The organism is Burkholderia sp. BCC1998 (genome assembly GCF_905339875.1).
Classification (GTDB): Bacteria; Pseudomonadota; Gammaproteobacteria; order Burkholderiales; family Burkholderiaceae; genus Burkholderia.
The window spans coordinates 508,849-531,183 of the sequence record NZ_CAJPHE010000001.1 but is presented as its reverse complement, the minus strand read 5'-3'; the positions used below and the strand labels follow the sequence as shown (position 1 = coordinate 531,183).

18 protein-coding genes and 1 other RNA gene are annotated in these 22,335 nt (G+C 68.8%); 12 read left to right on the top strand and 7 right to left on the bottom strand.

Annotated elements, in window-relative coordinates:
* Nucleotides 1–12 precede the first annotated feature (12 nt).
* Nucleotides 13–382: a transfer-messenger RNA gene (gene ssrA / locus U5A56_RS02420) on the top strand.
* A gap of 270 nt (nt 383–652) precedes the next feature.
* Here ssrA and U5A56_RS02415 read toward each other — a convergent pair.
* From U5A56_RS02415 to U5A56_RS02405, 3 genes are all read right to left on the bottom strand, one after another.
* Nucleotides 653–1,006 carry a DUF4148 domain-containing protein gene (locus U5A56_RS02415; RefSeq protein WP_321920854.1) on the bottom strand — a complete coding sequence of 118 codons (354 nt, stop codon included), beginning with the start codon at nt 1,004–1,006 and terminating at the stop codon, nt 653–655.
* Nucleotides 1,007–1,309: 303 nt separating this feature from the next.
* A complete protein-coding gene (locus tag U5A56_RS02410) occupies nt 1,310–1,579 on the bottom strand; it encodes a hypothetical protein (protein WP_044844846.1) in 270 nt (89 codons plus the stop codon).
* A gap of 101 nt (nt 1,580–1,680) precedes the next feature.
* Complete coding sequence (locus tag U5A56_RS02405; protein ID WP_321920853.1) at nt 1,681–2,787, bottom strand: substrate-binding domain-containing protein; 1,107 nt, start codon at nt 2,785–2,787, stop codon at nt 1,681–1,683.
* A 130-nt stretch (nt 2,788–2,917) separates the two neighbouring features.
* On the opposite strand from U5A56_RS02405, the gene U5A56_RS02400 reads away from it, so the two are divergent.
* Genes U5A56_RS02400 through U5A56_RS02385 form a run of 4 tightly spaced genes read left to right on the top strand, consistent with a single transcriptional unit; the run spans nt 2,918 to nt 8,220 of the window.
* On the top strand, nt 2,918–3,418 hold the full coding sequence (locus U5A56_RS02400; protein ID WP_044844848.1) for an NAD(P)H-dependent oxidoreductase subunit E: 501 nt from the start codon (nt 2,918–2,920) through the stop codon (nt 3,416–3,418).
* Nucleotides 3,415–4,992, top strand: a complete 1,578-nt coding sequence (locus U5A56_RS02395; protein ID WP_044844849.1) for a formate dehydrogenase beta subunit — start codon at nt 3,415–3,417, stop codon at nt 4,990–4,992. Before U5A56_RS02400 ends, U5A56_RS02395 begins: the two co-directional genes overlap by 4 nt.
* 17 nt (nt 4,993–5,009) lie before the next feature.
* A complete protein-coding gene (gene fdhF, locus U5A56_RS02390) occupies nt 5,010–7,961 on the top strand; it encodes a formate dehydrogenase subunit alpha (protein ID WP_321920852.1) in 2,952 nt (983 codons plus the stop codon).
* A 7-nt stretch (nt 7,962–7,968) separates the two neighbouring features.
* Nucleotides 7,969–8,220 (top strand): formate dehydrogenase subunit delta, encoded by a 252-nt coding sequence (locus U5A56_RS02385; protein ID WP_124487818.1) that lies wholly within the window; start codon nt 7,969–7,971, stop codon nt 8,218–8,220.
* Between the two features lie 8 nt (nt 8,221–8,228).
* Here U5A56_RS02385 and U5A56_RS02380 read toward each other — a convergent pair whose 3' ends face one another.
* Complete coding sequence (locus tag U5A56_RS02380; protein ID WP_321920851.1) at nt 8,229–9,893, bottom strand: FAD-dependent monooxygenase; 1,665 nt, start codon at nt 9,891–9,893, stop codon at nt 8,229–8,231.
* Between the two features lie 130 nt (nt 9,894–10,023).
* Here U5A56_RS02380 and U5A56_RS02375 point away from each other — a divergent pair, with 130 nt between their 5' ends.
* A complete protein-coding gene (locus U5A56_RS02375; protein ID WP_415749078.1) occupies nt 10,024–11,862 on the top strand; it encodes a tetratricopeptide repeat protein in 1,839 nt (612 codons plus the stop codon).
* A gap of 75 nt (nt 11,863–11,937) precedes the next feature.
* On the opposite strand, the gene U5A56_RS02370 is transcribed toward U5A56_RS02375, so the two are convergent.
* Nucleotides 11,938–13,233, bottom strand: coding sequence for an MFS transporter (locus tag U5A56_RS02370; protein WP_124487816.1), 1,296 nt, complete (start codon nt 13,231–13,233; stop codon nt 11,938–11,940).
* Between the two features lie 166 nt (nt 13,234–13,399).
* Between U5A56_RS02370 and U5A56_RS02365 the strand changes: the two genes are divergently transcribed.
* A complete protein-coding gene (locus U5A56_RS02365) occupies nt 13,400–14,551 on the top strand; it encodes a hypothetical protein (RefSeq protein ID WP_321920849.1) in 1,152 nt (383 codons plus the stop codon).
* Between the two features lie 80 nt (nt 14,552–14,631).
* On the opposite strand, the gene U5A56_RS02360 is transcribed toward U5A56_RS02365, so the two are convergent.
* Both U5A56_RS02360 and U5A56_RS02355 read right to left on the bottom strand, forming a co-directional pair.
* A complete protein-coding gene (locus U5A56_RS02360; RefSeq protein WP_321920848.1) occupies nt 14,632–15,345 on the bottom strand; it encodes a DUF2968 domain-containing protein in 714 nt (237 codons plus the stop codon).
* Between the two features lie 114 nt (nt 15,346–15,459).
* Nucleotides 15,460–16,644, bottom strand: a complete 1,185-nt coding sequence (locus U5A56_RS02355) for a gamma-glutamyl-gamma-aminobutyrate hydrolase family protein (RefSeq protein ID WP_044849226.1) — start codon at nt 16,642–16,644, stop codon at nt 15,460–15,462.
* Nucleotides 16,645–16,923: 279 nt separating this feature from the next.
* Between U5A56_RS02355 and U5A56_RS02350 the strand changes: the two genes are divergently transcribed.
* The 5 genes from U5A56_RS02350 to U5A56_RS02330 all read left to right on the top strand — a co-directional run bounded on the left by U5A56_RS02350 (nt 16,924) and on the right by U5A56_RS02330 (nt 22,322).
* Entirely contained in the window at nt 16,924–17,604 is a 681-nt protein-coding gene (locus U5A56_RS02350; protein ID WP_044849232.1) for a GntR family transcriptional regulator, read from the top strand.
* 7 nt (nt 17,605–17,611) lie between these two features.
* On the top strand, nt 17,612–18,988 hold the full coding sequence (locus tag U5A56_RS02345) for an amidase (RefSeq protein WP_321810518.1): 1,377 nt from the start codon (nt 17,612–17,614) through the stop codon (nt 18,986–18,988).
* Nucleotides 18,989–19,137: 149 nt separating this feature from the next.
* Nucleotides 19,138–19,650: a disulfide bond formation protein B gene (locus U5A56_RS02340; RefSeq protein WP_124487811.1), complete on the top strand. Its 513-nt coding sequence runs from the start codon at nt 19,138–19,140 to the stop codon at nt 19,648–19,650.
* A gap of 623 nt (nt 19,651–20,273) precedes the next feature.
* Nucleotides 20,274–21,278, top strand: coding sequence for a xanthine dehydrogenase accessory protein XdhC (gene xdhC, locus U5A56_RS02335; RefSeq protein WP_124487810.1), 1,005 nt, complete (start codon nt 20,274–20,276; stop codon nt 21,276–21,278).
* Nucleotides 21,279–21,296: 18 nt separating this feature from the next.
* Nucleotides 21,297–22,322 (top strand): adenosine deaminase, encoded by a 1,026-nt coding sequence (locus U5A56_RS02330; protein WP_044849230.1) that lies wholly within the window; start codon nt 21,297–21,299, stop codon nt 22,320–22,322.
* Nucleotides 22,323–22,335: the final 13 nt, after the last annotated feature.

Below are 22,335 nucleotides of genomic sequence, written 5' to 3'. Positions count from 1 at the left end.
GATCTTATCCGCGGGGGCGACCTGGTTTCGACAGGGGTTGTGAAGCGGCTAGGGCATGTCGAGGACCCGTCACCTCGTTAATCAATGGGAAAATCGTAACTGCAAACGACGATACGTTCGCACTGGCAGCCTAACGGCCGCCGTCCTCTGCCTAGTTCACTGACGGGCTAGTGTCGCAAGACCGGTAGCAATACCGCCAGAGGTCATTTACGTCAGTTAAGCCCTGTCGGCGTCGCGACGCCGGGGTCGAAAACCTAGCGAATCGCCGTAGTGCAGCGTGTTCGTCCGCGTCGCTGCGGTTAAATCAAATGACTGAACTAAACATGTAGAACTAGTCGTGGAGCGCTTCTGGACGCGGGTTCGATTCCCGCCGCCTCCACCAAATTCCGCGCTTGACGCACGAACCCCGCACGACGCGAGTCTGCGGGGTTTTTTGTTGCCGGTGCGCCCCACCTCCCGCGCCCTCCGAAAAAGCGCCCGGCCCGGGCGGGCCAGGCGGAATGCCACCGATACGCCGGCGACAGGAGGTGACGGAGGTTCGGCGCCGTTCCGCGCAGCGTTTGAGCGCAGTGGACGGCACCTGCCCGGCACCGCGACCGGGACGCGATGCATCGTCGCACCGGCCCCGTGGCCCCGCCAGGCAATGCGCAGCTTAGCTGCCGCGATACAGCGACTTCATTTCTTCCGCGCTGGCCGGACGCACGCCGGTCGCACGCGAGCCCGCTGCCGATGCGCCCTGCACCTGCGCGCCGTAGCCGCTGGCGTCAGCGCCTTGCGCCTGGGCCAACGCGCTGCGCTGCTGTTCTGCAACACGCGCGGTTGCGGCCTGGATCGCTTCCGGATAGTGCGGATCTTCGCCGCGGGCGGTGTTGTAACCGGCCTGCTGGAGCTGAACCAGTTCGGCGCGAACCTGTGCGCGGGTGAGTGCCGAGCCGGACTGTGCAAACGAAACGACCGGAGCAACGAGAGCGGCAGCAACGACAACGGCTTGAACGAGCGACTTCATGATGACCTACCTCCAGATTTGTCTGATTTCGCGGTGAACACCCGTTCATCGCTGACAAACCGAAGTTTATGTAGGCGGATGCTTAAGAATAAGGCAGGTTTCAGGAAGACATCCTTCCTGGATTACGGGTTAACCCTAGAATCCCGACAGGCGCCCGATCCGGCATCGCACGATCGCACTGGACTGCGACCGGCCATAAAGCACGAGCCCCGCAAGGCAGCATGCCCTGCGGGGCTCGAAAAGAACCGCGCGGCATCGGCGCGGCCGGACAGACGCGTCGACGACCCGCGCGCCTGCGTTGGTTTATTGAGTGTCCAGCGGGCACTTCAGGTTGCAGCCGTTCGGATCCCCCATATCGCCCTTGCGGCGCAATGCCGACTTCTTGCCGCTCTGGTATTTCTGCGACGGCGCAGACGCCGCGAACGGCATCTGCGGATGCTCGTTCAAGCGGAACTGTTCGCTCAGGATGCCGCCAGGCACGCCCGGGGAATTCTGCGCAAGCGCAAACGGCGAAACAGCGACGAGAAGCCCTGCGGTCAACGCTGCCGCGGCGAAGGGAACGGAAAGTTTCATGGCGGGATGACGCCTGAACGGCGTGCTTGTTGGAACGTTGATCAAGCGGCAAGCGTAGCGCAAATCCCTCGCTGCTGCAGCGCGGCTCGCGTGCATTCCCGTTACCGTGCGTTGCCGTCCGGCGTACCGGCCGCGACCGTACCGGCGAAGCCCTCCGCGACACCGGCCAGCGTCCCGCACGCCGCCGGATCGTAGCCGTCGAGATGCGCGACGCGCTCGACGAAACGTGCATCGCGCAGCAAGGCGAGCACGCCGGCGAGCGGCCGCGAGTCGAGCTGCGCGCGTTCGCACGCGAAGTAGTAGTCCTCGTCGACGACCGGGATGAAATCGAGCCCGAAATGACGGGCGGCCGGCTCGACGCCGAAGCCGAGATCGGCCATCCCGCTCGCGACGAACGCGGCGATCGCCGAGTGCGTGAGCTCGGCCGACGCATAACCGTCGATACGCTCGGGATCGATGCCGATCGCGCGCAACGCGAGATCGAGCAGCATGCGCGTGCCCGACCCCGGCTGCCGATTGACGAAGCGGATGTCGTTACGGGCGAGATCGGCCAGCCCGCCGACCTGCTTCGGGTTGCCGCGCGGCACGAACAGCCCCTGCTGGCGACGCGTCAGATGAATCAGCACGTGACGCGTGTCGTCGAGCCACGGCCGGTAGATCTGCGCGCACCGTTCGCGGAACGCGCCGCGCGGCAGATGGAAGCCGGCCAGCTCGCATTCGCCGCGCGCGAGCGCCTGCACGGCCTCGACGCTCTCGCGATACTTGATGTCGACGGCGGCCTGCGCATCGACGAGCGCGGAAACGAGCGCCGCAACCGCATAGCCGTGCGACGCATGGATGCGCACGGCGCCGTCGCGCTGTGCGAGCCGCCGGTTCAGGTCGCTCGCCACCTCGGCCGCCAGCGCGCGCAGGTTCCCGTCGAGACGACTGCGCGCGAGCCGCTGCGCGTCGACGACCGCCTGCCCCAGCTCGGACAATGTCGATCCCTTGCCGCGCGCGGTCTCGATCAACTCGCCGCCGACGCATGCCTCCAGCGCCCGCAGCATGCCCCACGCGTGCCGATACGACAGCCCTTTCGCCTGCGCGGCCTGTGCAATGCTGCCCGTATCGGCCACGAGCTCCAGCAACGGGGCGACATCCGACAGGCTCGCCGTGCGGCCCACCGTGTCGCGTACGGTCAGATACGCGTCGCATTCGATTCGAATCAATTATGTACTCCGATTTCCTATTGCGACTGCGAAATCTTCCGCTTATCGTTGCTCAAAATCAATCAGGACGAAGTCCCGGTGTGCACTATATGAATCAAGGGCACATATGAGACTTTGGAGGAGCACAACGATGTCCCCGAATTCCCCTGCGCCCGACGCGCTCGTCGAGCGTCATGCGCGCGCCGGCCGCTCGCTCGTCGCGATCCTGCATGCGATCCAGGACGAGGCCGGCTACGTACCGGCAGGCTGCGTCGCGCCGCTCGCGAAGGCGCTGAATCTGTCGCGTGCCGAAGTGCACGGCGTGCTCACCTACTATCACCACTTCCGCACCGCGCCGCCCGCGCGCGTGACGATCCAGATGTGCCGCGCCGAGGCGTGCCGCAGCATGGGCTGCGAAGCGCTGGCCGCACACGCGGAAGCGCGCACGGGTTGCCGGTTCGACGCCGCGCACGGCGATGGCGCCGACGCGCACGCGCCGGGCGACGTCGCGCTCGAGTCGGTCTACTGCCTCGGGCTGTGCGCACAATCGCCGTCGATGACGGTCAACGGCGTGCTGCACGCAAAGGTCACGCCGGAGAAGTTCGACGCCCTGCTCGCCGACGCGGCCGCCCATACCCCGGAGGCCGCATGACGACCCGCATCTACGTTCCGCGCGATTCGTCCGCGCTGGCGCTCGGCGCCGACGCCCTCGCCGCCGCGATCGTCGCGGAAGCCGAGCGGCGCGGCGTCGCGATCGAACTGATCCGCAACGGTTCGCGCGGGCTGCTGTGGCTCGAGCCGCTCGTCGAGGTCGGCACGGCCGCCGGGCGCGTCGGCTACGCGAACCTGTCGGCGGCCGATGTGCCCGCCCTGTTCGACGCAAACTGGCTCGACGGCGGCACGCACCCGAGCGGCGTCGGCCTCGTCGACGCGCTGCCCTATCTCGCGCGCCAGCAGCGCCTCACGTTCGCGCGCATCGGCCTGACCGATCCGCTGTCGATCGACGACTACCTGAAGCATGACGGCCTCGCCGGCCTGAAGAACGCGCTCGCACTCGACGGCGACGCCGCGTGCGAGCAGCTGATCGAATCGGGGCTGCGCGGCCGCGGCGGCGCGGCCTTCCCGGCCGGCATCAAGTGGCGCACGGTCCGGCAGGCGCGCGCCGCGCAAAAGTACATCGTCTGCAACGCGGACGAAGGCGATTCGGGCACGTTCTCCGACCGCCTGCTCATGGAATGCGATCCGTACTGCCTGATCGAAGGGATGATCATCGCGGGCATCGCGACGGGCGCGACGCTCGGCTACATCTACGTGCGCAGCGAGTACCCGCATGCGATCGCGGCACTCGAAACGGCGATCGAGCGGGCCCGCGAAGCCGGCTGGCTCGGCGAACGCGTGCTCGGCTCCGCGCATGCGTTCGACCTGCACGTCGCGAAGGGCGCCGGTTCGTACGTGTGCGGCGAGGAAACGGCGCTGCTCGAATCGCTCGAAGGCAAGCGCGGCGTCGTGCGCGCGAAGCCGCCGCTGCCGGCGCTCGCCGGCCTGTTCGGCCAGCCGACCGTGATCAACAACGTGATCACGCTCGCGACCGCGCCGGTGATCTTCGCGCGCGGCGCCGCGTTCTATCGCGACTACGGGATGGGCCGCTCGCGCGGCACGCTGCCGTTCCAGCTCGCGGGCAACATCCGCCACGGCGGCCTCGTCGAGCTCGCGTTCGGCGTCACGCTGCGCGAGCTGCTGTTCGACTACGGCGGCGGCACGGCCAGCGGCCGGCCCGCGCGCGCGGCCCAGGTCGGCGGCCCGCTCGGCACCTACCTGCCCGAACACCAGTGGGACGTGCCGCTCGACTACGAGGCGTACGCGGCGATCGGCGCGGTGGTCGGCCACGGCGGCATCGTGCTGCACGACGACACGTCGAATCTCGCGGAGCTCGCCGAATACGCGATGAAGTTCTGCGCGATCGAATCGTGTGGCAAGTGCACGCCCTGCCGGATCGGCTCGACGCGCGGCGTCGAGACGATCGCACGGATTCGCGAAGGCGACACGTCGGAGCGCCAGGTCACGCTGCTGCGCGACCTGTGCGACACGATGCTCGCCGGCTCGCTGTGCGCGATGGGCGGGATGACGCCGTATCCGGTGCTGTCCGCGCTCGACCATTTCCCCGAAGATTTCGGGCTCGCCGCCGGCAAGCAAGCCGCGTCGGGTCCGGTCAAGGCTGCGGCCTGACCCAGAAGGAGCCCTGCATGTCCCTCGACACGAACAACGTCCGCCAAGGCGGCTGCGGCTCGGGCCAATGCGCGTGCAAGAGCGCCGCTGAGGCGCGCGTGCGCGATCCGTTCGACGAAACCGACTACGGCACGCCGCAACGGCATGCCGATACCGACGTCACGCTCGAAATCGACGGTCAGCCGGTCACGGTGCCGGCCGGCACGTCGGTGATGCGCGCCGCGATCGAAGCCGGCGTCAACGTGCCCAAGCTCTGCGCGACCGATTCGCTCGAACCGTTCGGCTCGTGCCGTCTGTGCCTGGTCGAAATCGAAGGCCGGCGCGGCTATCCGGCATCGTGCACGACGCCCGCCGAAGCCGGGATGAAGGTGCGTACGCAGTCGGACCGGCTGCAGTCGCTGCGCCGCAACGTGATGGAGCTGTACATCTCCGACCATCCGCTCGACTGCCTCACCTGCCCCGCCAACGGCGACTGCGAACTGCAGGACATGGCGGGCGTGGTGGGCTTGCGCGAAGTGCGCTACGGCAACGACTGCGCCAATCACCTGCGCGACCAGAAGGACGAATCGAATCCGTACTTCACGTACGATCCGTCGAAGTGCATCGTCTGCAACCGCTGCGTGCGGGCATGCGAGGAAACGCAAGGCACGTTCGCGCTGACGATCGCCGCACGCGGTTTCGAATCGCGCGTCGCCGCCGGCGAAAGCGAATCGTTCATGGCATCGGAATGCGTATCGTGCGGCGCGTGCGTCGCCGCGTGCCCGACGGCCACCTTGCAGGAAAAGACCGTCGTCCAGCTCGGCCAGGCCGAGCATTCGGTCGTCACGACCTGCGCGTACTGCGGCGTCGGTTGCTCGTTCAAGGCCGAGATGAAGGGCACGCAGGTCGTGCGCATGACGCCGCACAAGAACGGCCTCGCGAACGAAGGCCACGCGTGCGTGAAGGGCCGCTTCGCGTGGGGCTACGCGACGCACAAGGACCGCATCACGAAGCCGATGATCCGCGAGAAGATCACCGACCCGTGGCGCGAAGTCAGCTGGGAAGAGGCGCTCACCTATGCGGCGACGCAGTTCCGCAAGCTGCAGCAGAAGTACGGCCGCGATTCGATCGGCGGCATCACGTCGTCGCGCTGCACGAACGAGGAAACCTACCTCGTGCAGAAGCTCGTGCGCGCCGCGTTCGGCAACAACAACGTCGACACCTGCGCACGCGTGTGCCACTCGCCGACCGGCTATGGCCTGAAGACGACGCTCGGCGAATCGGCCGGCACGCAGACCTTCGCGTCGGTCGGCCAGTCCGACGTGATCGTCGTGATGGGCGCGAACCCGACCGACGGGCACCCGGTGTTCGGCTCGCGCATGAAGCGGCGCATCCGCGAGGGCGCGAAGCTGATCGTGATCGACCCGCGCCGCATCGACGTGGTCGACGGCCCGCACGTGAAGGCCACGCATCACCTGCAGTTGCGCCCGGGCACCAACGTCGCGATCGTCAACGCGCTCGCGCACGTGATCGTCACCGAAGGGCTCGTCGCCGACGCATTCGTCGCCGAACGCTGCGACACGCGCGCGTTCGAGCAATGGCGCGACTTCGTATCGCGCGCCGAGAACTCGCCCGAAGCGACCGCCGACGTAACGGGCGTGCCGGCCGCGCTGGTGCGCGAAGCCGCGCGCCTCTATGCGACGGGCGGCAACGCCGCGATCTACTACGGCCTCGGCGTGACCGAACACGCGCAAGGCTCGACGACGGTAATGGGCATCGCGAACCTCGCGATGGCGACCGGCAACATCGGCCGCGAAGGCGTCGGCGTCAATCCGCTGCGCGGCCAGAACAACGTGCAGGGTTCGTGCGACATGGGCTCGTTCCCGCATGAACTGCCCGGCTACCGGCACATCAGCGACGAAGTCGTACGCACGCAGTTCGAACAGGCATGGTCGGCCACGCTGCAGCCGGAACCGGGGCTGCGCATCCCGAACATGTTCGACGCGGCGCTCGACGGCAGCTTCAAGGGCCTCTACTGCCAGGGCGAGGACATCGTCCAGTCGGACCCGAACACGCAGCACGTCGCGGCCGCGCTGTCGTCGATGGAATGCATCGTCGTGCAGGACATCTTCCTGAACGAAACCGCGAAATACGCGCACGTGCTGCTGCCGGGCTCGACGTTCCTCGAGAAGGACGGCACGTTCACGAACGCGGAGCGCCGCATCTCGCGCGTGCGCAAGGTGATGCCGCCGCTCGCGGGCTACGCGGACTGGGAAGTGACGCTGCTGCTGTCGCGGGCGCTCGGCTACGACATGCACTACACGCATCCGTCGGAAATCATGGACGAGATCGCGCGGCTCACGCCGACCTTCTCGGGTGTGTCGTACGAGAAGCTCGATGCGCTCGGCAGTATCCAGTGGCCGTGCAACGAGCAGGCGCCGGACGGCACGCCGACGATGCACATCGACGCGTTCGTGCGCGGCAAGGGCCGGTTCGTGATCACGCAGTTCATTCCGACGCCGGAAAAGGTCACGCAGCGCTATCCGCTGATCCTGACCACGGGCCGCATCCTGTCGCAATACAACGTCGGCGCGCAGACGCGCCGGACCGAGAACGTGCAGTGGCACGAAGAGGACCGTCTCGAGATCCATCCGCACGACGCGGAGGACCGCGGAATCCGGACCGGCGACTGGGTCGGCATCGAATCGCGGGCGGGCCAGACTGTGTTGCGCGCGCTCGTGTCCGACCGCATGCAGCCGGGTGTCGTGTACACGACGTTCCACTTCCCCGAATCGGGCGCGAACGTGATCACGACGGACAGCTCCGACTGGGCGACGAACTGCCCGGAATACAAGGTGACGGCCGTGCAGGTGATGCCGGTCGCGCAGCCGTCGGACTGGCAGCGCGCGTATGCGCGCTTCAACTCGGAGCAGCTCGACCTGCTCGAGCGCCGCGCCGCCACGCCGGCCGCCGTGACGACGGGCAAGTGAGGACGCGATGGACAACGGACACCTGGTCGACATGGCCAACCAGATCGGCGCGTTCTTCGAATCGATGCCCGATCGCGAAGAAGCGCTGAGCGGGATCGCCGAGCATATCCGGCGCTTCTGGGAACCGCGGATGCGTCGTGCATTGCTCGCGGCGCTCGACGATCCGTCGAGCGAGGCCGGACAACGCGCGGCGCCGATCGTGCGCGACGCGATCGCCGCGCACCGCGCATCGCTCGTACCGGCCGCGGCCTCCGCCTGAGCGCCCCGCTACGCAGGCACCGACATGCCCGCGAACCAGCTTTCGCAGTGGCGCAGCAGCGCGTTCGCGTCGGTGGCGGTACGGCCGCGCACCGCGATGTAGCCGTCGGGCCGCAGCAGGTAGAACGACGGCCTCGAGCGGCCGTATACCTGCGCAAGCCCGTCCGTGCCGTCGCTTTCGGCATCGGCGACGCGCCATGTTCGCACGGCGCCCGGCATGATCCGCTCCAGCCCCTGCACCAGCGCCTGCGCATCCGCGGGCATCGGCGGCACGTCGCCCGTCTCGCCGGCGTCGGCACCTGCCGGTTCCTCGAGCAGCAGCAGCGTAAAGCTCGCGGGGTCGTGCAGGTCGTATAGCCGCGCGGTTCCGGGCGCCCGCCCGAGCGGCCCGTCGACCACGTGCACGAGCGCGTCGGGCGCGCGCTCGCCGGCGCGCGGCCCGCCGTCGAGCACGCGTTCGAGCGTGAGCGGGCTTTTCCGGTATTGCACGCCGAGCTCGCTGACGGTGCGGCGCACCGCGTCGCGCACCGGCCCGAACGACGCCAGCAGCGGCACGACGTGATCGCGCAGCAGCTTCATCGCGCCGTGGTCGGCTTCGACGATCTGCGTGACGAGGCCGGTCTGCCGCAATACATCACGCTCGATCGGGTGGCGCTCGGCGTGATACGTGTCGAGCAGGCGCTCCGGCGTGCCCGCGCCGAGCACGCGCGCGAGCTTCCAGCCAAGATTGAACGCTTCCTGGATGCCCGTGTTCATGCCCTGCGCGCCCGCCGGGCTGTGAACGTGCGCGGCGTCGCCCGCGAAGAATACCCGCCCGTGACGCAGTCGCTCGACCATCCGGCTATGCAGGCGGAAATACGTCGACCACGCGAGATCGCTCGGCGCAATCGACGCACCGACGCGCGCGCGCACGATCGCCTCGCATTCGTCGAGCGACGGAGTCGAGGGCGTGAGTCCGTCGGGCGATGCGTCGCTGCCGGGCGGCCGGTCGGCAACGAGCCGGTAGCGGCCGCCGCCCATCGGAAACAGCCCCGCGATGCCGTCGGGCGTCGTGAACAGATGGATCTCCTCGTCCGGCCAGTCGGGTATCGCCGCGAAATCGGCGAGCAGGAAAGTCTGCTCGAACGCATGCCCGGCGAAGCCCAGGCCAAGCAGGTGGCGCACCGTGCTGTGCGCGCCGTCGGCGGCGATCAGGTACGAGGGCGCGAACGCCTGTTCACGACCGTCGGCATCGCGGATCGTCACGTCGAGCGACGGTCCGCCCGCATCGCATGCGGTGAGCGTGACGCCGCGTTCGACGATCACGCCGAACCCGGCCAGATGCTCGGCGAGCAGCCGCTCGGTGATGCTCTGGTCGAGAAACAGCAGATACGGATAACGCGTTTGCAGCGGATCGAAATCGAGCCGCGCGATCACGCGGCCGTCCGCATGCAGCGCGGCCGCATGGGCGCGATGCCCCAGCGCGAGAAACGGTTCGACCGCGCGATGCTGCTCCAGCAGTTCGAGCGTGCGTGCCTGGATGCCGATCGCGCGCGAATACGGCGCGGGCACGGCGAGCCGGTCGATGATGCGCACCGGCACGCGGGCGCGCGCGAGACTCATCGCTGCGGCAAGGCCGGTGGGGCCTGCGCCGACGATCAGCACGGGCGGGATATCGAGCAGTGTGTCAGCCATGAGAACCTCGATGACACGCGATTGTGCAAGTCTACGCCGCTCCGCGTGACGGGGCCATATGCCGACCGGCCGATCTGGGGTGCCCGCGCGCAGTGTGGGAAAATACGCGCTTTCCGTCAGTTTTCGCGTCATGGAATCCGCATTCGACCGAGCGTATGCCGCGCACCGCGCGGGCCGCCTCGCCGAGGCCGAGCACGGCTATCGCGCCGCACTCGCCACCCATCCCGCCGACGCCGACGCGCTGCATCTGTTCGGCGTGCTGCGGCATCAGCAGGGCCAGCATGCCGAGGCGGCCGATCTCGTCGGGCGTGCGGTCGAGTTGCGCCCGAACGACGCCGCGCTGCAGCTCAATCTCGGCAACGCGCTGAAGGCGCTCGGCCGGCTCGACGAAGCGATCGACCGCTTTCGCAACGCGCTGACGCTCGCGCCCGAATTTCCGCTCGCGCACTACAACCTCGGCAACGCCTATGCGGCACTGCAGCGCCACGAAGATGCGGTCGACGCATTTGCCCGCGCACTTCGGCTCACACCGGACGACGCATCGATCCACAACAACCTCGGCAACGCGCTGAATGCGCTCGGCCGTCACGACGATGCGCTCGCCGCCTTCCATCGAGCGCTCGAGCTGCGGCCCGGGCATGCCGGCGCGCACAACAATCTCGCGATGGCGCTGAACGCGATGGGCCGGGCCGACGACGCGATCGCCCATTTCCAGGCGGCGATCGCCGCACAGCCACGCTTCGTCGCCGCGCATTTCAATCTCGGCAACACGCTCGAGGCGCTCGGCCGTCATGGCGAAGCCGCCGCCGCATTCGAAGCCGCGCTCGCGCTGCACCCGCCGTTTCCGCTCGCCCTCTTCGGGCTCGCGAACGCGCTGTGCGCGCAGGCACGCCACCGCGACGCGCTGCCCTACTACGAACGCGCGGTCGGTCTCGATCCGTCGTTCAGTCTTGCGTGGTTGAACCTCGGCAACGCGCATCACGCACTCGGCGCGCACGAGATGGCGCTGCGCGCGTTCGACCAGGCGCTGCGCGTCGCCCCCGACCTGAAACTCGCGCAGCTGCACCGCGCCGTCACGCTGCTGACGCTGGGCGACTTCGCCCGCGGCCTGCCCGCGTACGAAACGCGCCACGACACGCCGGGCGCGACGCCGCTCGGCACGCTGCCGCGCTGGCAAGGCGAGCCGATTGCCGCGCGCACGCTGCTGATCCGCGCGGAACAGGGCTTCGGCGACACGCTGCAGTTCGTCCGCTTCGTGCCGCTCGCCCGCGCGCGCTGCGCGCGCGTCGTGCTCGAAGTGCAGCCGGAACTCGTCGCGCTGCTCGCACCGGCCGCGGCACGCTGGCGCGTGACGCTCGTCGCGCAGGGCGCCGCGAAGCCGCCGGCGGCGGACATCGCATGCACGCTGATGAGCCTGCCGTTCCTGCTCGGCCTGCAGCCGGCCGACATCGTCGCGGGCACACGCTACCTCGACGTGCCGGACAGCACGCAGCGGCGCTTTCGCGGCTCGCTGGGCGGCCAGTCGAAGCGCAAGTTCGGCCTTGCGTGGACGGGACGCCGGCAGGCACAGGAAAACCGCTCGATGCCGTTCGACGCGCTCGCACCGCTGCTCGCGCTGCCGGACATCGACTGGATCGTGCTGCAGCCGGCGCTCGACGACGACGAACGGGCACGCGTCGACGCGCATCCCCGCATGCATCGCCTCGACGGGCGGCTGAACGACTTCGCCGACACGGCAGCGCTGATCGAACGGCTCGACGGCGTCGTCACGATCGATACGGCGGTCGCGCACCTCGCGGGCGCGCTCGGCAAGCCGCTGTGGATCATGCTGCCGTTCGCATCCGACTGGCGCTGGTTCACCGGCGACGACTGTCCGTGGTATCCGCGAGCGAGGCTCGCCCGCCAGTCCGCACCGGGACAATGGCTCGACGTGGCGGCGGCGGTCGCCGCCGCGCTGCGCGACGCCTGAATACCCGAGCGCAGACAAAAAAGGGAGCGCGGCGCGCTCCCTTTTTTCAGTCGACGTGATGCGATACAGGCGGCGTCAGGCCGACTTGTACTGGTTGCGCGCTTCGCGCGTGCGATACAACACGAGCGTCGCGATCAATCCGCAGAATGCGGCGACGCTCAGCCACAGCCCCGGTGCCGCCTTGTTGCCGGTCTGGTGGATCAGCAACGTCGAGATCGCCGGCGTGAACCCGCCGATCGTCGTCGCGAGGCTGTACGCGAGCGAGAAGCCGGCCGTGCGCACATCGGCCGGCATCACTTCGGTCAGCGCGACGACCATCGCGCCGTTGTACGAGCCGTACAGGAACGACAGCCACAGCTCGACCGCGAGCAGCCGCAGGAACGACGGATCCGCCACGAGCCACAGCACGGCCGGATAGGCCGACAGCAGCGTGAGCACCGTGAACGCGATCAGCACCGGGCGGCGGCCGATGCGATCCGACAGCGCGCCGGACAGCGGCAGCCAGACGAGATTGGACAGGCCGACGCAGACGGTCACGACGAGTGCGTCGAGCGACGACAGGTGCAGCACTTCCTTGCCGAACGTCGGCGTGTATGCGGTGATCATGTAGAACGACACCGTCGTCATGATCACCATCCCCATGCCGGCGATCACGACGCCCCAGTTTTCGAGCATCGAGCGCATGATCTCGCCCATCGTCGGACGGTGACGCTTCGCGAGGAATTCGTCGGTTTCCTTCAGCGAACGGCGGATCAGGAACAGGAACGGAACGATCAGGCAGCCGATCAGGAACGGAATGCGCCAGCCCCACGCGGTCATGTCCTCGGCCGGCAACGCGCGGTTCAGCAGCACGCCGACGAACGCGGCGAACACGACCGCCACCTGCTGGCTGCCGGATTGCCACGACGTATAGAACCCCTTGTGGCCCTTCGTCGCGATCTCCGACAGGTAGACGGACACGCCGCCGAGCTCGACGCCCGCGGAAAAGCCCTGCAGCAGCCGGCCGAGCAGCACGAGCACCGGCGCGAGCACGCCGATCGTCGCGTAACCCGGTATCGAGGCCACCGTGAGCGTGCCGAGCGCCATCAGCCCGAGGGTCAGGATCAGCCCCTTGCGGCGGCCGTGATGGTCGATGTACGCGCCGAGCACGATCGCGCCGACCGGGCGCATCAGAAAGCCCGCGCCGAACACCGACAGCGACAGCATCAGCGACGCGAACGCGTTGCCGCTCGGAAAGTACGTTTTCGCGATGGCCGACGCGTAATACCCGTAGACCATGAAGTCGTACATTTCCAGAAAGTTGCCGCTGACGACCCGGAACACGGTACGGAATTTCGATTCCTGCGCGACGGCGTGTGTGGCTGTGGACATGGCGTTCTCTCGGCTCGGAAGGCGCGACCTGCGCGCCGTGGGGATCCGACGATGCGTCGCGCCGGGCCGGCGCGCACGGGCATCGCTGCCAGCCGGCGGCGCCGCGCGCAACGATGCGCATGCCGGCATGGTTGGCGAATGATGACACGCGAAGCCGACAATTGCCTTGTACCGGGCCGGCGTTGCGGACGCCGCGTCCGGCTCGTACGAATCGCCGCGAAAGGCGCATCAAAATCAGATTGATCCGATCGACCGATCGCGATCGCCTGACCACAATGTCACGATTTGCGACGCACTCCGCGCCGCGGCCGGCCACGCGGCCCGCGTCGCACCGCGTACCGCCCTCATGATTCCATCGCCCCTCGTTTCCGTCGAAGGCTCGATCGCCCGCCCTCGCGTCGCGCCGCTCGACGGCGTGCCGCCGTTCGGCCGCGAATGGCGGTTCGGCGCCGCATCCGGCAGCCGCTCCGACATCCGCTGCGTGGCAACGTTGACGACTTCGTGCATCGACGTCGACGCGCCGCATCGCACCTGCCGCTGGCAACCGCTGTCCGCCGAACAGCCATCGTCAGCGGGCGTACCGGCCGTTGCGGCCGGCGCCGCCGGTCGGCATCGGCACATCGCACGTGCCGTTGATCGAGCACACGACCGGCGGGCACGGCATGCCGCCTGCTGGAGCATCGGCGCACTCGCGATCATCGGCGGGCTGATCGTCGCCCACGAACCGTTTCCGGATGTCGCGCGTTCGCCGGTCATGCAAATCGCCGGCGCCGTGCCGGAGCACGCGACGGAATTCACGGGTCGAGTGCGGAACGCCGGGGCCGAGCCGGCCACGGCCATCACGCCGGCACGGCACCACTCGGCGCGGGCCGTTGCCAGTACACCTATCACATCGTCGCAGCCCGCACGCGACGCTGCGCTCGCGCCGTCGCCGCGACTCGCCGACGCCAACGCCGCGCCGGACGTACGACGCGCCGCCACCGCGGCGGCACCGTCGCCGAATCGACCGAACGGCACGCACGCGACAGCCGCGCAAGTCCACCCGCCTTCCGCGCCGCGGTTCGCCGGCCGCCCATCGATCGCGCACGTCGCATCGCGCATGCCAACACCTGGTCGCGCCGGTTCACTACCGGTTCCGGACACCCGGCACGACCAGCATGCTTCGCTCGACGATCCGCTCACGCTGATCGCGATGGCGAACGCGCTGCACGCCGAACGCCCGGCTCGAACAACCGCTGCGCCCGCCGCCGGTTTCGACTGGACGACGCACCTGTCCCACCGCCGCCTGACCGACACACCCACCTCGCTCACCCGCTGACGCGCGGGCAATAAAAAACCCGGCGAAGCACGCTGCGCCGGGTTTTCGTTCGTCGACCGGTCCGTCGGGCCGGCCGCTCGTCACTTGTGCGCGGGCAACCCCGTTTCGGCCTGCCGCTCGAGTTGCCGTACCTGCTCCTGCAGTTCGCGCAACTGCAGCTGTGCCGCCCGCTTCTCGACCTGCAGCGCCTGCGCCTGTTCGTGCGCCGACTTCTGCCGCTGCACGACCTCGGCCTGCTGGCTGCGCGCGACGCTCAGATCGGCCTGCAGTTGCTGCGCACGATTCGCCTGCAGCGCGATCACGCGCTCGAGAAACGCCTTCTGCGCCTGCAGTTCGGTGCGGCGGATTTCGACGTCCGCGAGTTGCGTCGTCTGCTGGACGAAGTTCGCGTACACCATTTCCGCGCGGGTCTTCTCCTGCGACTTGACCACGCGCCACAGATGCTTGTCCTGGAACAGCGCGACGTAATACGTCATCTCGCGCGGATCGAACATCAGGCTCGCGCCGTAGCTGCCGTTGTAGGTGGTGCGCATCTCGACGATTCGCCCGTCGTGCAGCATCTGCGTGAGCTCGGCGACGTTGCCTTGCGCGGTCGCATCCGTCGCGGAGGCGGCGGACGCGTCGGAAGGAGAAGCCGCCTGCGCGGCATCGCCGCGCAGGCTCGTCACCGCGGGGCGCGAGCCCGCGACCGGCGCGGTCGCGTCGACGGACCACGCCGCGCCCGCGTGCACGCAGGCGGCCAGCGCAACGATCCACGTTGCGCACCGTGCAGGGGAAAAATCTCGGAAGGCCAACGTCAGACTCCGGCGAACGAATCGAGAGTCGCGATTATCGTTCAAAACGAAACGGCCGCATCTCGAATTTAACGGGATGCGGCCGGCCTTCCTGCTCGGTACTGCAAACGCCGGCTACAGGCGCGTTTCGCGTGCCGCGCGCAGGAATGCATCGAGCAGCGGCGTGCAGTCGAGCAGTTCGGCGCCGCCCGCGCGATGAAACTCCGGGTGCCATTGCACGCCGACGACGAACGGCGCGCGCCGGTAGCGAATGCCTTCGATGATCCCGTCGCCGGCCGACACGGCCTCGATGTTCAGATCGCGGCCGAGATCGCGGATCGCCTGATGGTGGATCGAGTTCACGATCGCTTCGCTGCGCCCGGGAAACATGCTCGCCAGCGTCGACGAGTCCGGGAAGCGGATCGCGTGGCGATGCTGGTCGTAATGCTCGCTCACGTGCGCGTTCGCGGTCGGTACGTCGGTCGCGATGTCCTGGTACAGCGACCCGCCGAACGCGACGTTGATCAACTGGCAGCCGCGGCACACGCCGAGCACCGGCTTGCCGGACTCGACGAACTCGTGAAACAGCTCGAGCTCGTACATGTCGCGCACGCGATCGCCCGGCCATTCGGGGCGCGCGTCCGACGCCGCGTAGGTTTGCGGCGACACGTCGGCGCCGCCTTGCAGCAGCAGGCCATCGAGATGCTTCGCGTAGTCGCGCAGGCGGATGTTGCTCGGATGCAGCATGCCCTGGTGACCGACGGTCGGGATCATGAACACGAGCACGTCGCGCGACATCACCCAGTGCGCGATCGATTCCTCGAGATACTGCAGCGTCTTGCCGCGCAGCCCCTTCGCGCCGGGCTCCGGATGGAAGATCCGCGCCGACACGCCGATGCGCAGCGTGCGCTGCGTGATCCGCTGGCCGGCGCGATCGAACATCCGGCGTGCGCGCGCCGCGATGATCCGGCCGAATACCGACCACGGCGTGTCGCTTTGCTTCAGGTAAGCCGGCGGCACGTTCTGCGCGCTCGCGGGCGGCGGGCGCGGTGTGTCGAAATCCGGCTGCGCGCCGAAACCGGGTGGCGCCGCACCGGGTTTCGGCGGCGCTGCACTGCCTTCGGCGGCGGCCGTCGTGCCCGCGGCGCCCGGCTCGGACGCCGCCGCGACCGGCGCTGCGCCATTCGCCGCGGCGACCTGCGCAGCGGCAGCCTGCGTGGCGGGCGCCTCCGGCGTGGGCGCCGGACCGGAACGGGGGGAATCGGTGGAAGCGGAAGAAGTGCCGGGCAGACCGGCCGGGGAAGGCGTGTTTTCGCTCATGACGATGGTCTGGTACGTCGCTCGCGCGTATTGGATTGACGAGGATTCATTATGCTTCAGTGCACGATCGCGCGGTAAACCTGCAACATCCTGTCGAAATTGTTGCAAGTCGTCGCATCCCCCGCCGGACGTGCCACCGGCCTCCATTCGATGGTATCGAAGGTCGTCCGGGCAAACTGGACATCAGTGATATATCACAATAATATTCACGGATCGTCCACGTTGCCCGATCGCCCGCGCCATGACCGCGCGCTGTCCGGCCACCGCGCCCCCGCCTGCATGAACGCCCTGACCGACGCCCTCCACGACCGGCCCGCCGCATCGGCGGTCAGCCTCGCCGACCGCGCGTACGCGCTGATCCAGCGCGACATCATCACGATGCGCTTGAAGCCGGGCGCCGCGCTCAACGAAGCCGACCTCGTGGCCCGCACCGGCATCGGCCGCACGCCCGTCCATCAGGCCGTCCACCGGCTGGTGCTCGAAGGGCTGCTGTCCGTGATGCCGCGCAAGGGGCTGATGGTGCAACCGCTGTCGCTCGACGACATCGCCGCGGTGATCGACGTGCGCCGCATCAACGAAGCGCATTGCGTCGAACTCGCCGCCCGCCACGCAACGCCCGACGATCTCGCGCGCATGGCCGCGCTGCTCGACGACGGCCAGGCCTGCGTCGACTCGCACGACGTCGAGGGCATGATGGAGCTCGACCGCGCGTTTCATCAGACGATCGCCGCGGCGGCACGCAACACGGTGCTCGCGGAAATCCTGCGCGCGCTGCACGAACGCTCGCTGCGCTTCTGGTTCGTCACGCTGTCCGAGCCGCATCACCTGTCCGACGTCCAGCACGAACACCGCGAACTGTTCGAGCGGCTGTCCGCGCGCGACGCCGCCGGCGCACGCACGGCCGTCGAACGCCACATCGATTCGTTTCGCGCCACCCTTGTCCAACACCTTCGCCCCTGAGCCGCCCATGACCACCTTCACGCCCTTCCCTCCGCTCGCCCAGCTCGCCGCCGACCTCGCCGCCGGCCGGACCACGAGCCGCGCGCTCGTCGACGTCGCGCTCGACCGGATCGCCGATCCGGCCGGCCAGGGTGCCGCCGTCTTCACCGAAGTCGACGCCGACAACGCGCGCGCGGCCGCCGACGCGCACGACCGCCTGCGTGCCGCGGGCACCGTGCTGTCGCCGCTCGCGGGCATCCCCGTATCGGTGAAGGATCTGTTCGACGTCGCGGGCCAGGTGACGCGCGCCGGTTCGCGCGTGCTCGACGGGGCGCCGCCCGCCAAGGCCGACGCGGTCGCCGTCGCACGGCTCAAGCGCGCGGGCGCGGTGCTGGTCGGCCGCACCAACATGAGCGAGTTCGCGTTCTCGGGCCTCGGGCTGAATCCGCACTTCGGCAATCCGCGCTCGCCGTACCACCGCGACGTGCCGGGCGATGCACGGATTTCCGGCGGCTCGTCGTCGGGCGCGGCCGCGTCCGTCGCCGACGGGATGGCCGCCGTCGCGCTCGGCACCGACACCGGCGGCTCGATCCGCATTCCGGCCGCCCTGTGCGGGCTGACCGGCTTCAAGCCGACCGCGAGCCGGATCCCGACGCAAGGCGGCGTGCCGCTGTCGACCACGCTCGACTCGTTCGGCCCGATCGGCCTGACGGTTGCCTGCTGCGCACTCGTCGACCGGATGCTCGCGGGCCTCGAACCGCACGTGCCGGCCGCGCGGCCGCTCGAAGGCGTGCGGCTCGGCGTGCTGACCAATTACGTGACCGACGGCGTCGACGCCGACGTCGCCGCCGCGCTCGACGCATCGCTGAAGCACCTCGAAGCCGCGGGCGCGATCGTCACTGAAGTGCGCTTTTCCGCGCTCGACCGGCTGCCGGACATCAACCGCTTCGGCTTCTCGCCGATCGAGGCGTACGCGTGGCATCGCCCGCTGCTCGCGCAGCACCGCGACCAATACGACCCGCGCGTGCTGTCGCGCATCCTGAAGGGCGAGCCGGCGAGCGCGGCCGACTATCTCGACCTGCTCGCCGCCCGCCACGCGATGCTGGAAGAAGCGGCACACACCGTCTGGTCGCGCTTCGACGCACTCGTCGCGCCGACGGTGCCGGTCGTGCCGCCGCGCATCGCCGAACTCGAAGCGGACGACGCCGCGTTCACGCGCACCAATGCGCTGATCCTGCGCAATCCGAGCGCCTTCAACTTCCTCGACGCGTGCGCGCTGTCGCTGCCGTGCCATCCGCGCGACGCGGCGCCGGTCGGCCTGATGCTCGCGGCCGCGCCGCATCGCGACGACGCGCTGCTCGCGATCGGCCAGGCGGTCGAGGCCGTGCTGAACACGATCCGGTGACCGCCCGCGCGGCATGACGGCGGGCTATGGACCGGACGAAGCGACGGCGGCCGGATGCCGCACGCGCGCTGTCAGTTTCGTGCCAGATCGTTCGCGCTAAAATCGCGCGATTGTTTATCGGACCGACCAACGACAGGAATCCCGCCGACATGAACGACTCCACGCTCGCACTCCGCCGTGAACGCCGCCTGCTGATGCTGCTCGGCTGGGTGTGCATCGCCCTGCTGGCCGGCGCGCTGTATCTGCAGTACGTGAAGAACGAAGATCCGTGCCCGCTGTGCATCATCCAGCGCTACTTCTTCGCGGCGATCGGGATCTTCGCGTTCCTGGCCGCGGGGATGCGCAACTGGCGCGGCATCTGGGTGCTCGAGCTGCTGATCGCGATCGCCGCGGCCGGCGGCGTCGGCACCGCCGCGCGGCATCTGTCGATCCAGATGAATCCGGGCTTCAGCTGCGGCTTCGACACGCTGCAGCCGATCGTCGACAGCCTGCCGCCCGCCCAGTGGTTCCCCGGCATGTTCAAGGTTGCCGGCCTGTGCGAGACGGTCTACCCGCCGATCTTCGGGATCCTGCTGCCCGGCTGGGCGCTGATCGGCTTCGCCGTGATCCTGATTGCCGTCGCCTCGAGCCTCTGGCGCCATCGCCGCAAGCTGGCGGGCTGACCGGCCGCGCCGCGCGAACCGGCCGACCGGTCGAGGCCACGTGGCCGCGTGGCCGCTTCGTCCGGCTCGGCCCACGACACCGGCGCGACCCCGATGCGGCCGCACTCTGCCGGCCGCGCGTAAACACCTATCCCCGCCGCCGTCCCGATTCACGGGCGAACGCGCGTCGCGCGACATCCGCGCGCACGCCCCGCCACACATGCGTTTCGGCCCGACGCCCGCGCATCGGCGCCCGGATCCCGCGCGGCGGGCCTATGATCGACATGATCGCCGTCTGATAGCCCGGATCACCGCCCGGCAATGTTCCCGCCGCCTTGCGGTGCTATCTTCACGACTGGATGGCGATCTACGTGCGCGAGGCCAGGCGGTCTCACCTCCTGCGTAACGCGCGCCCGATCCGCAATGTCGACTGGATTCATCATGACAACGCAAACCATCCGCATCCGTCACCCTCATGGCGTCCGCACGTTGCGCGGCGTCGTTCGCGTGCGCCTTCGGCGCACGGCCACCGCACTGAACCCGTCGTGCGGCCGGCCCGCCTCGCTCCCGTCCGTCCTCGTTACCGCCGCGCCCGCCAGCCCGCGCCGCGCGTCGTGCCGAATCGTCCGGAACGGAGCGTGCTGATGGAAGCCTGGCTCGGCGATCTGCAGCAACTGCTCGCACACGGCGAAGCGGCCGTGCTCGTGACGGTCGCGCATACCGACGGCTCCGCGCCGCGCGAGGCCGGCACCAAGATGCTCGTCACGCGCGACACGGCCCGCCATACGATCGGCGGCGGTCATCTGGAATGGAAGGCGATCGAGATCGCGCGGCACCTGCTGAAGGACGGCGCGCACGTGCCCCACGCGCGCCGGCTCGAACGGCTCGCGCTCGGCCCGAGCCTCGGCCAGTGCTGCGGCGGCGCGGTCGTGCTCGCGTTCGAGCGGCTCGACGTCGGCGACCTCGGCTGGATCATGTCGCTCGCGAAGCGTGTCGCGGCCGGCGCCGCGACCGTGCGTAGCGTATCATTCGGCCCCTCGCCGGGCGCGCCGCTGCTGAGCGAGCCCGAATCGCCGGCCGCGCGTGCCGATTGCCTGCTGTGGGAAACCGGCGGTGTAGCGCTGATGACCGAAACGATCGCGCCGTATGCGTTCCCCGTCGTGCTGTTCGGCGCCGGGCACATCGGCACAGCGCTCGTGAAGGTGCTGGCGACGCTGCCGTGCCACGTGCGCTGGATCGACGGCCCCGATGCGGTGTTCCCGCCGGCCGAGGCACTCGCCGGGATCGGCAATCTCGCGATCGACGCGCTTGCCAGCCCGGCCGATGCCGTCGACACGGCGCCGCCGCACGCGTACTTCGTCGTGATGACGCACGACCACGCACTCGATTTCATGCTGGCCGAGCGCATCCTGCGGCGCGGCGACTATGCATACTTCGGGATGACCGGCTCGCACACCAAGCGCGCGCAGTTCGATCATCGGCTGGCGGCGATCGGCATCGACCCGGCCCAGGTCGCGCGGATGCGCTGCCCGATCGGCGTCGAAGGCATCATCGACAAGGCACCCGAAGTGATCGCGATCTCGGTGGCCGCGCAGTTGCTGCAGGCCGTCGAGGCGAACGCACCCGTGCAGGCTTCCCCAACATTCTGACCGACCAAGAACAACGCCATGACCCCGACATTCAAGGACAAGATCGCCCGCGCTCCGAAAGCGGAGCTGCACATCCATATCGAAGGCTCGCTCGAGCCCGAACTGATTTTCGCGCTCGCGCAGCGCAACGGCGTGAAGCTCGCGTACGAATCGATCGACGCACTGCGTGCCGCATACGCGTTCACCGACCTGCAGTCGTTCCTCGACATCTATTACGCCGGCGCGAGCGTGCTGCTGACCGAGCAGGATTTCTACGACATGACGGCCGCGTACTGCGAACGCGCGCTCGCCGACAACGTCGTCCACACCGAGCTGTTCTTCGACCCGCAGACGCACACCGAACGCGGCGTGCCGATCGAGACGGTGGTGGCCGGCATCGACCGCGCGCTCGCCGATGCCGAGCAGCGCGGGCTGTCGAGCAAGCTGATCCTGTGTTTCCTGCGCCACCTGCCGGAAGAAGATGCGCTCGCGACGTTCGACGCCGCGCTGCCGCTGTTCGAACGCTATCGCCATCGGCTGATCGGCGTCGGGCTCGACTCGTCCGAACTCGGCCATCCGCCGACGAAGTTCGCGCGCGTGTTCGAGAAGGCGCGCGCGCTCGGGCTGAAGCTCGTCGCGCATGCGGGCGAGGAAGGCCCGCCCGCCTATATCTACGAAGCGCTCGACGTTCTGAAGGTCGACCGGATCGACCACGGCGTGCGCAGCATCGAGGATGCGGCGCTCGTCGAACGCCTCGCGCGCACGCGCACGGCGCTGACCGTATGTCCGCTGTCGAACCTGAAGCTGTGCGTGTTCGACGACATGGCGAAGCACACGCTGAAGGCGCTGCTCGATCGCGGCGTCGCGGTGACGATCAACTCCGACGATCCGGCCTATTTCGGCGGCTACGTCAACGACAACTACTTCGCGACGGTCGACGGGCTGCAGCTGACCGATGCCGAAGTGCACGCGGTGATTCGCAACGGCTTCGAGGCGTCGTTCGTCGACGCCGCGCAGCGCGATGCGCTGATCGCGCGTCTCGATTCGTACTGGCAGGCCGCGTGACGGCCGGCATCGA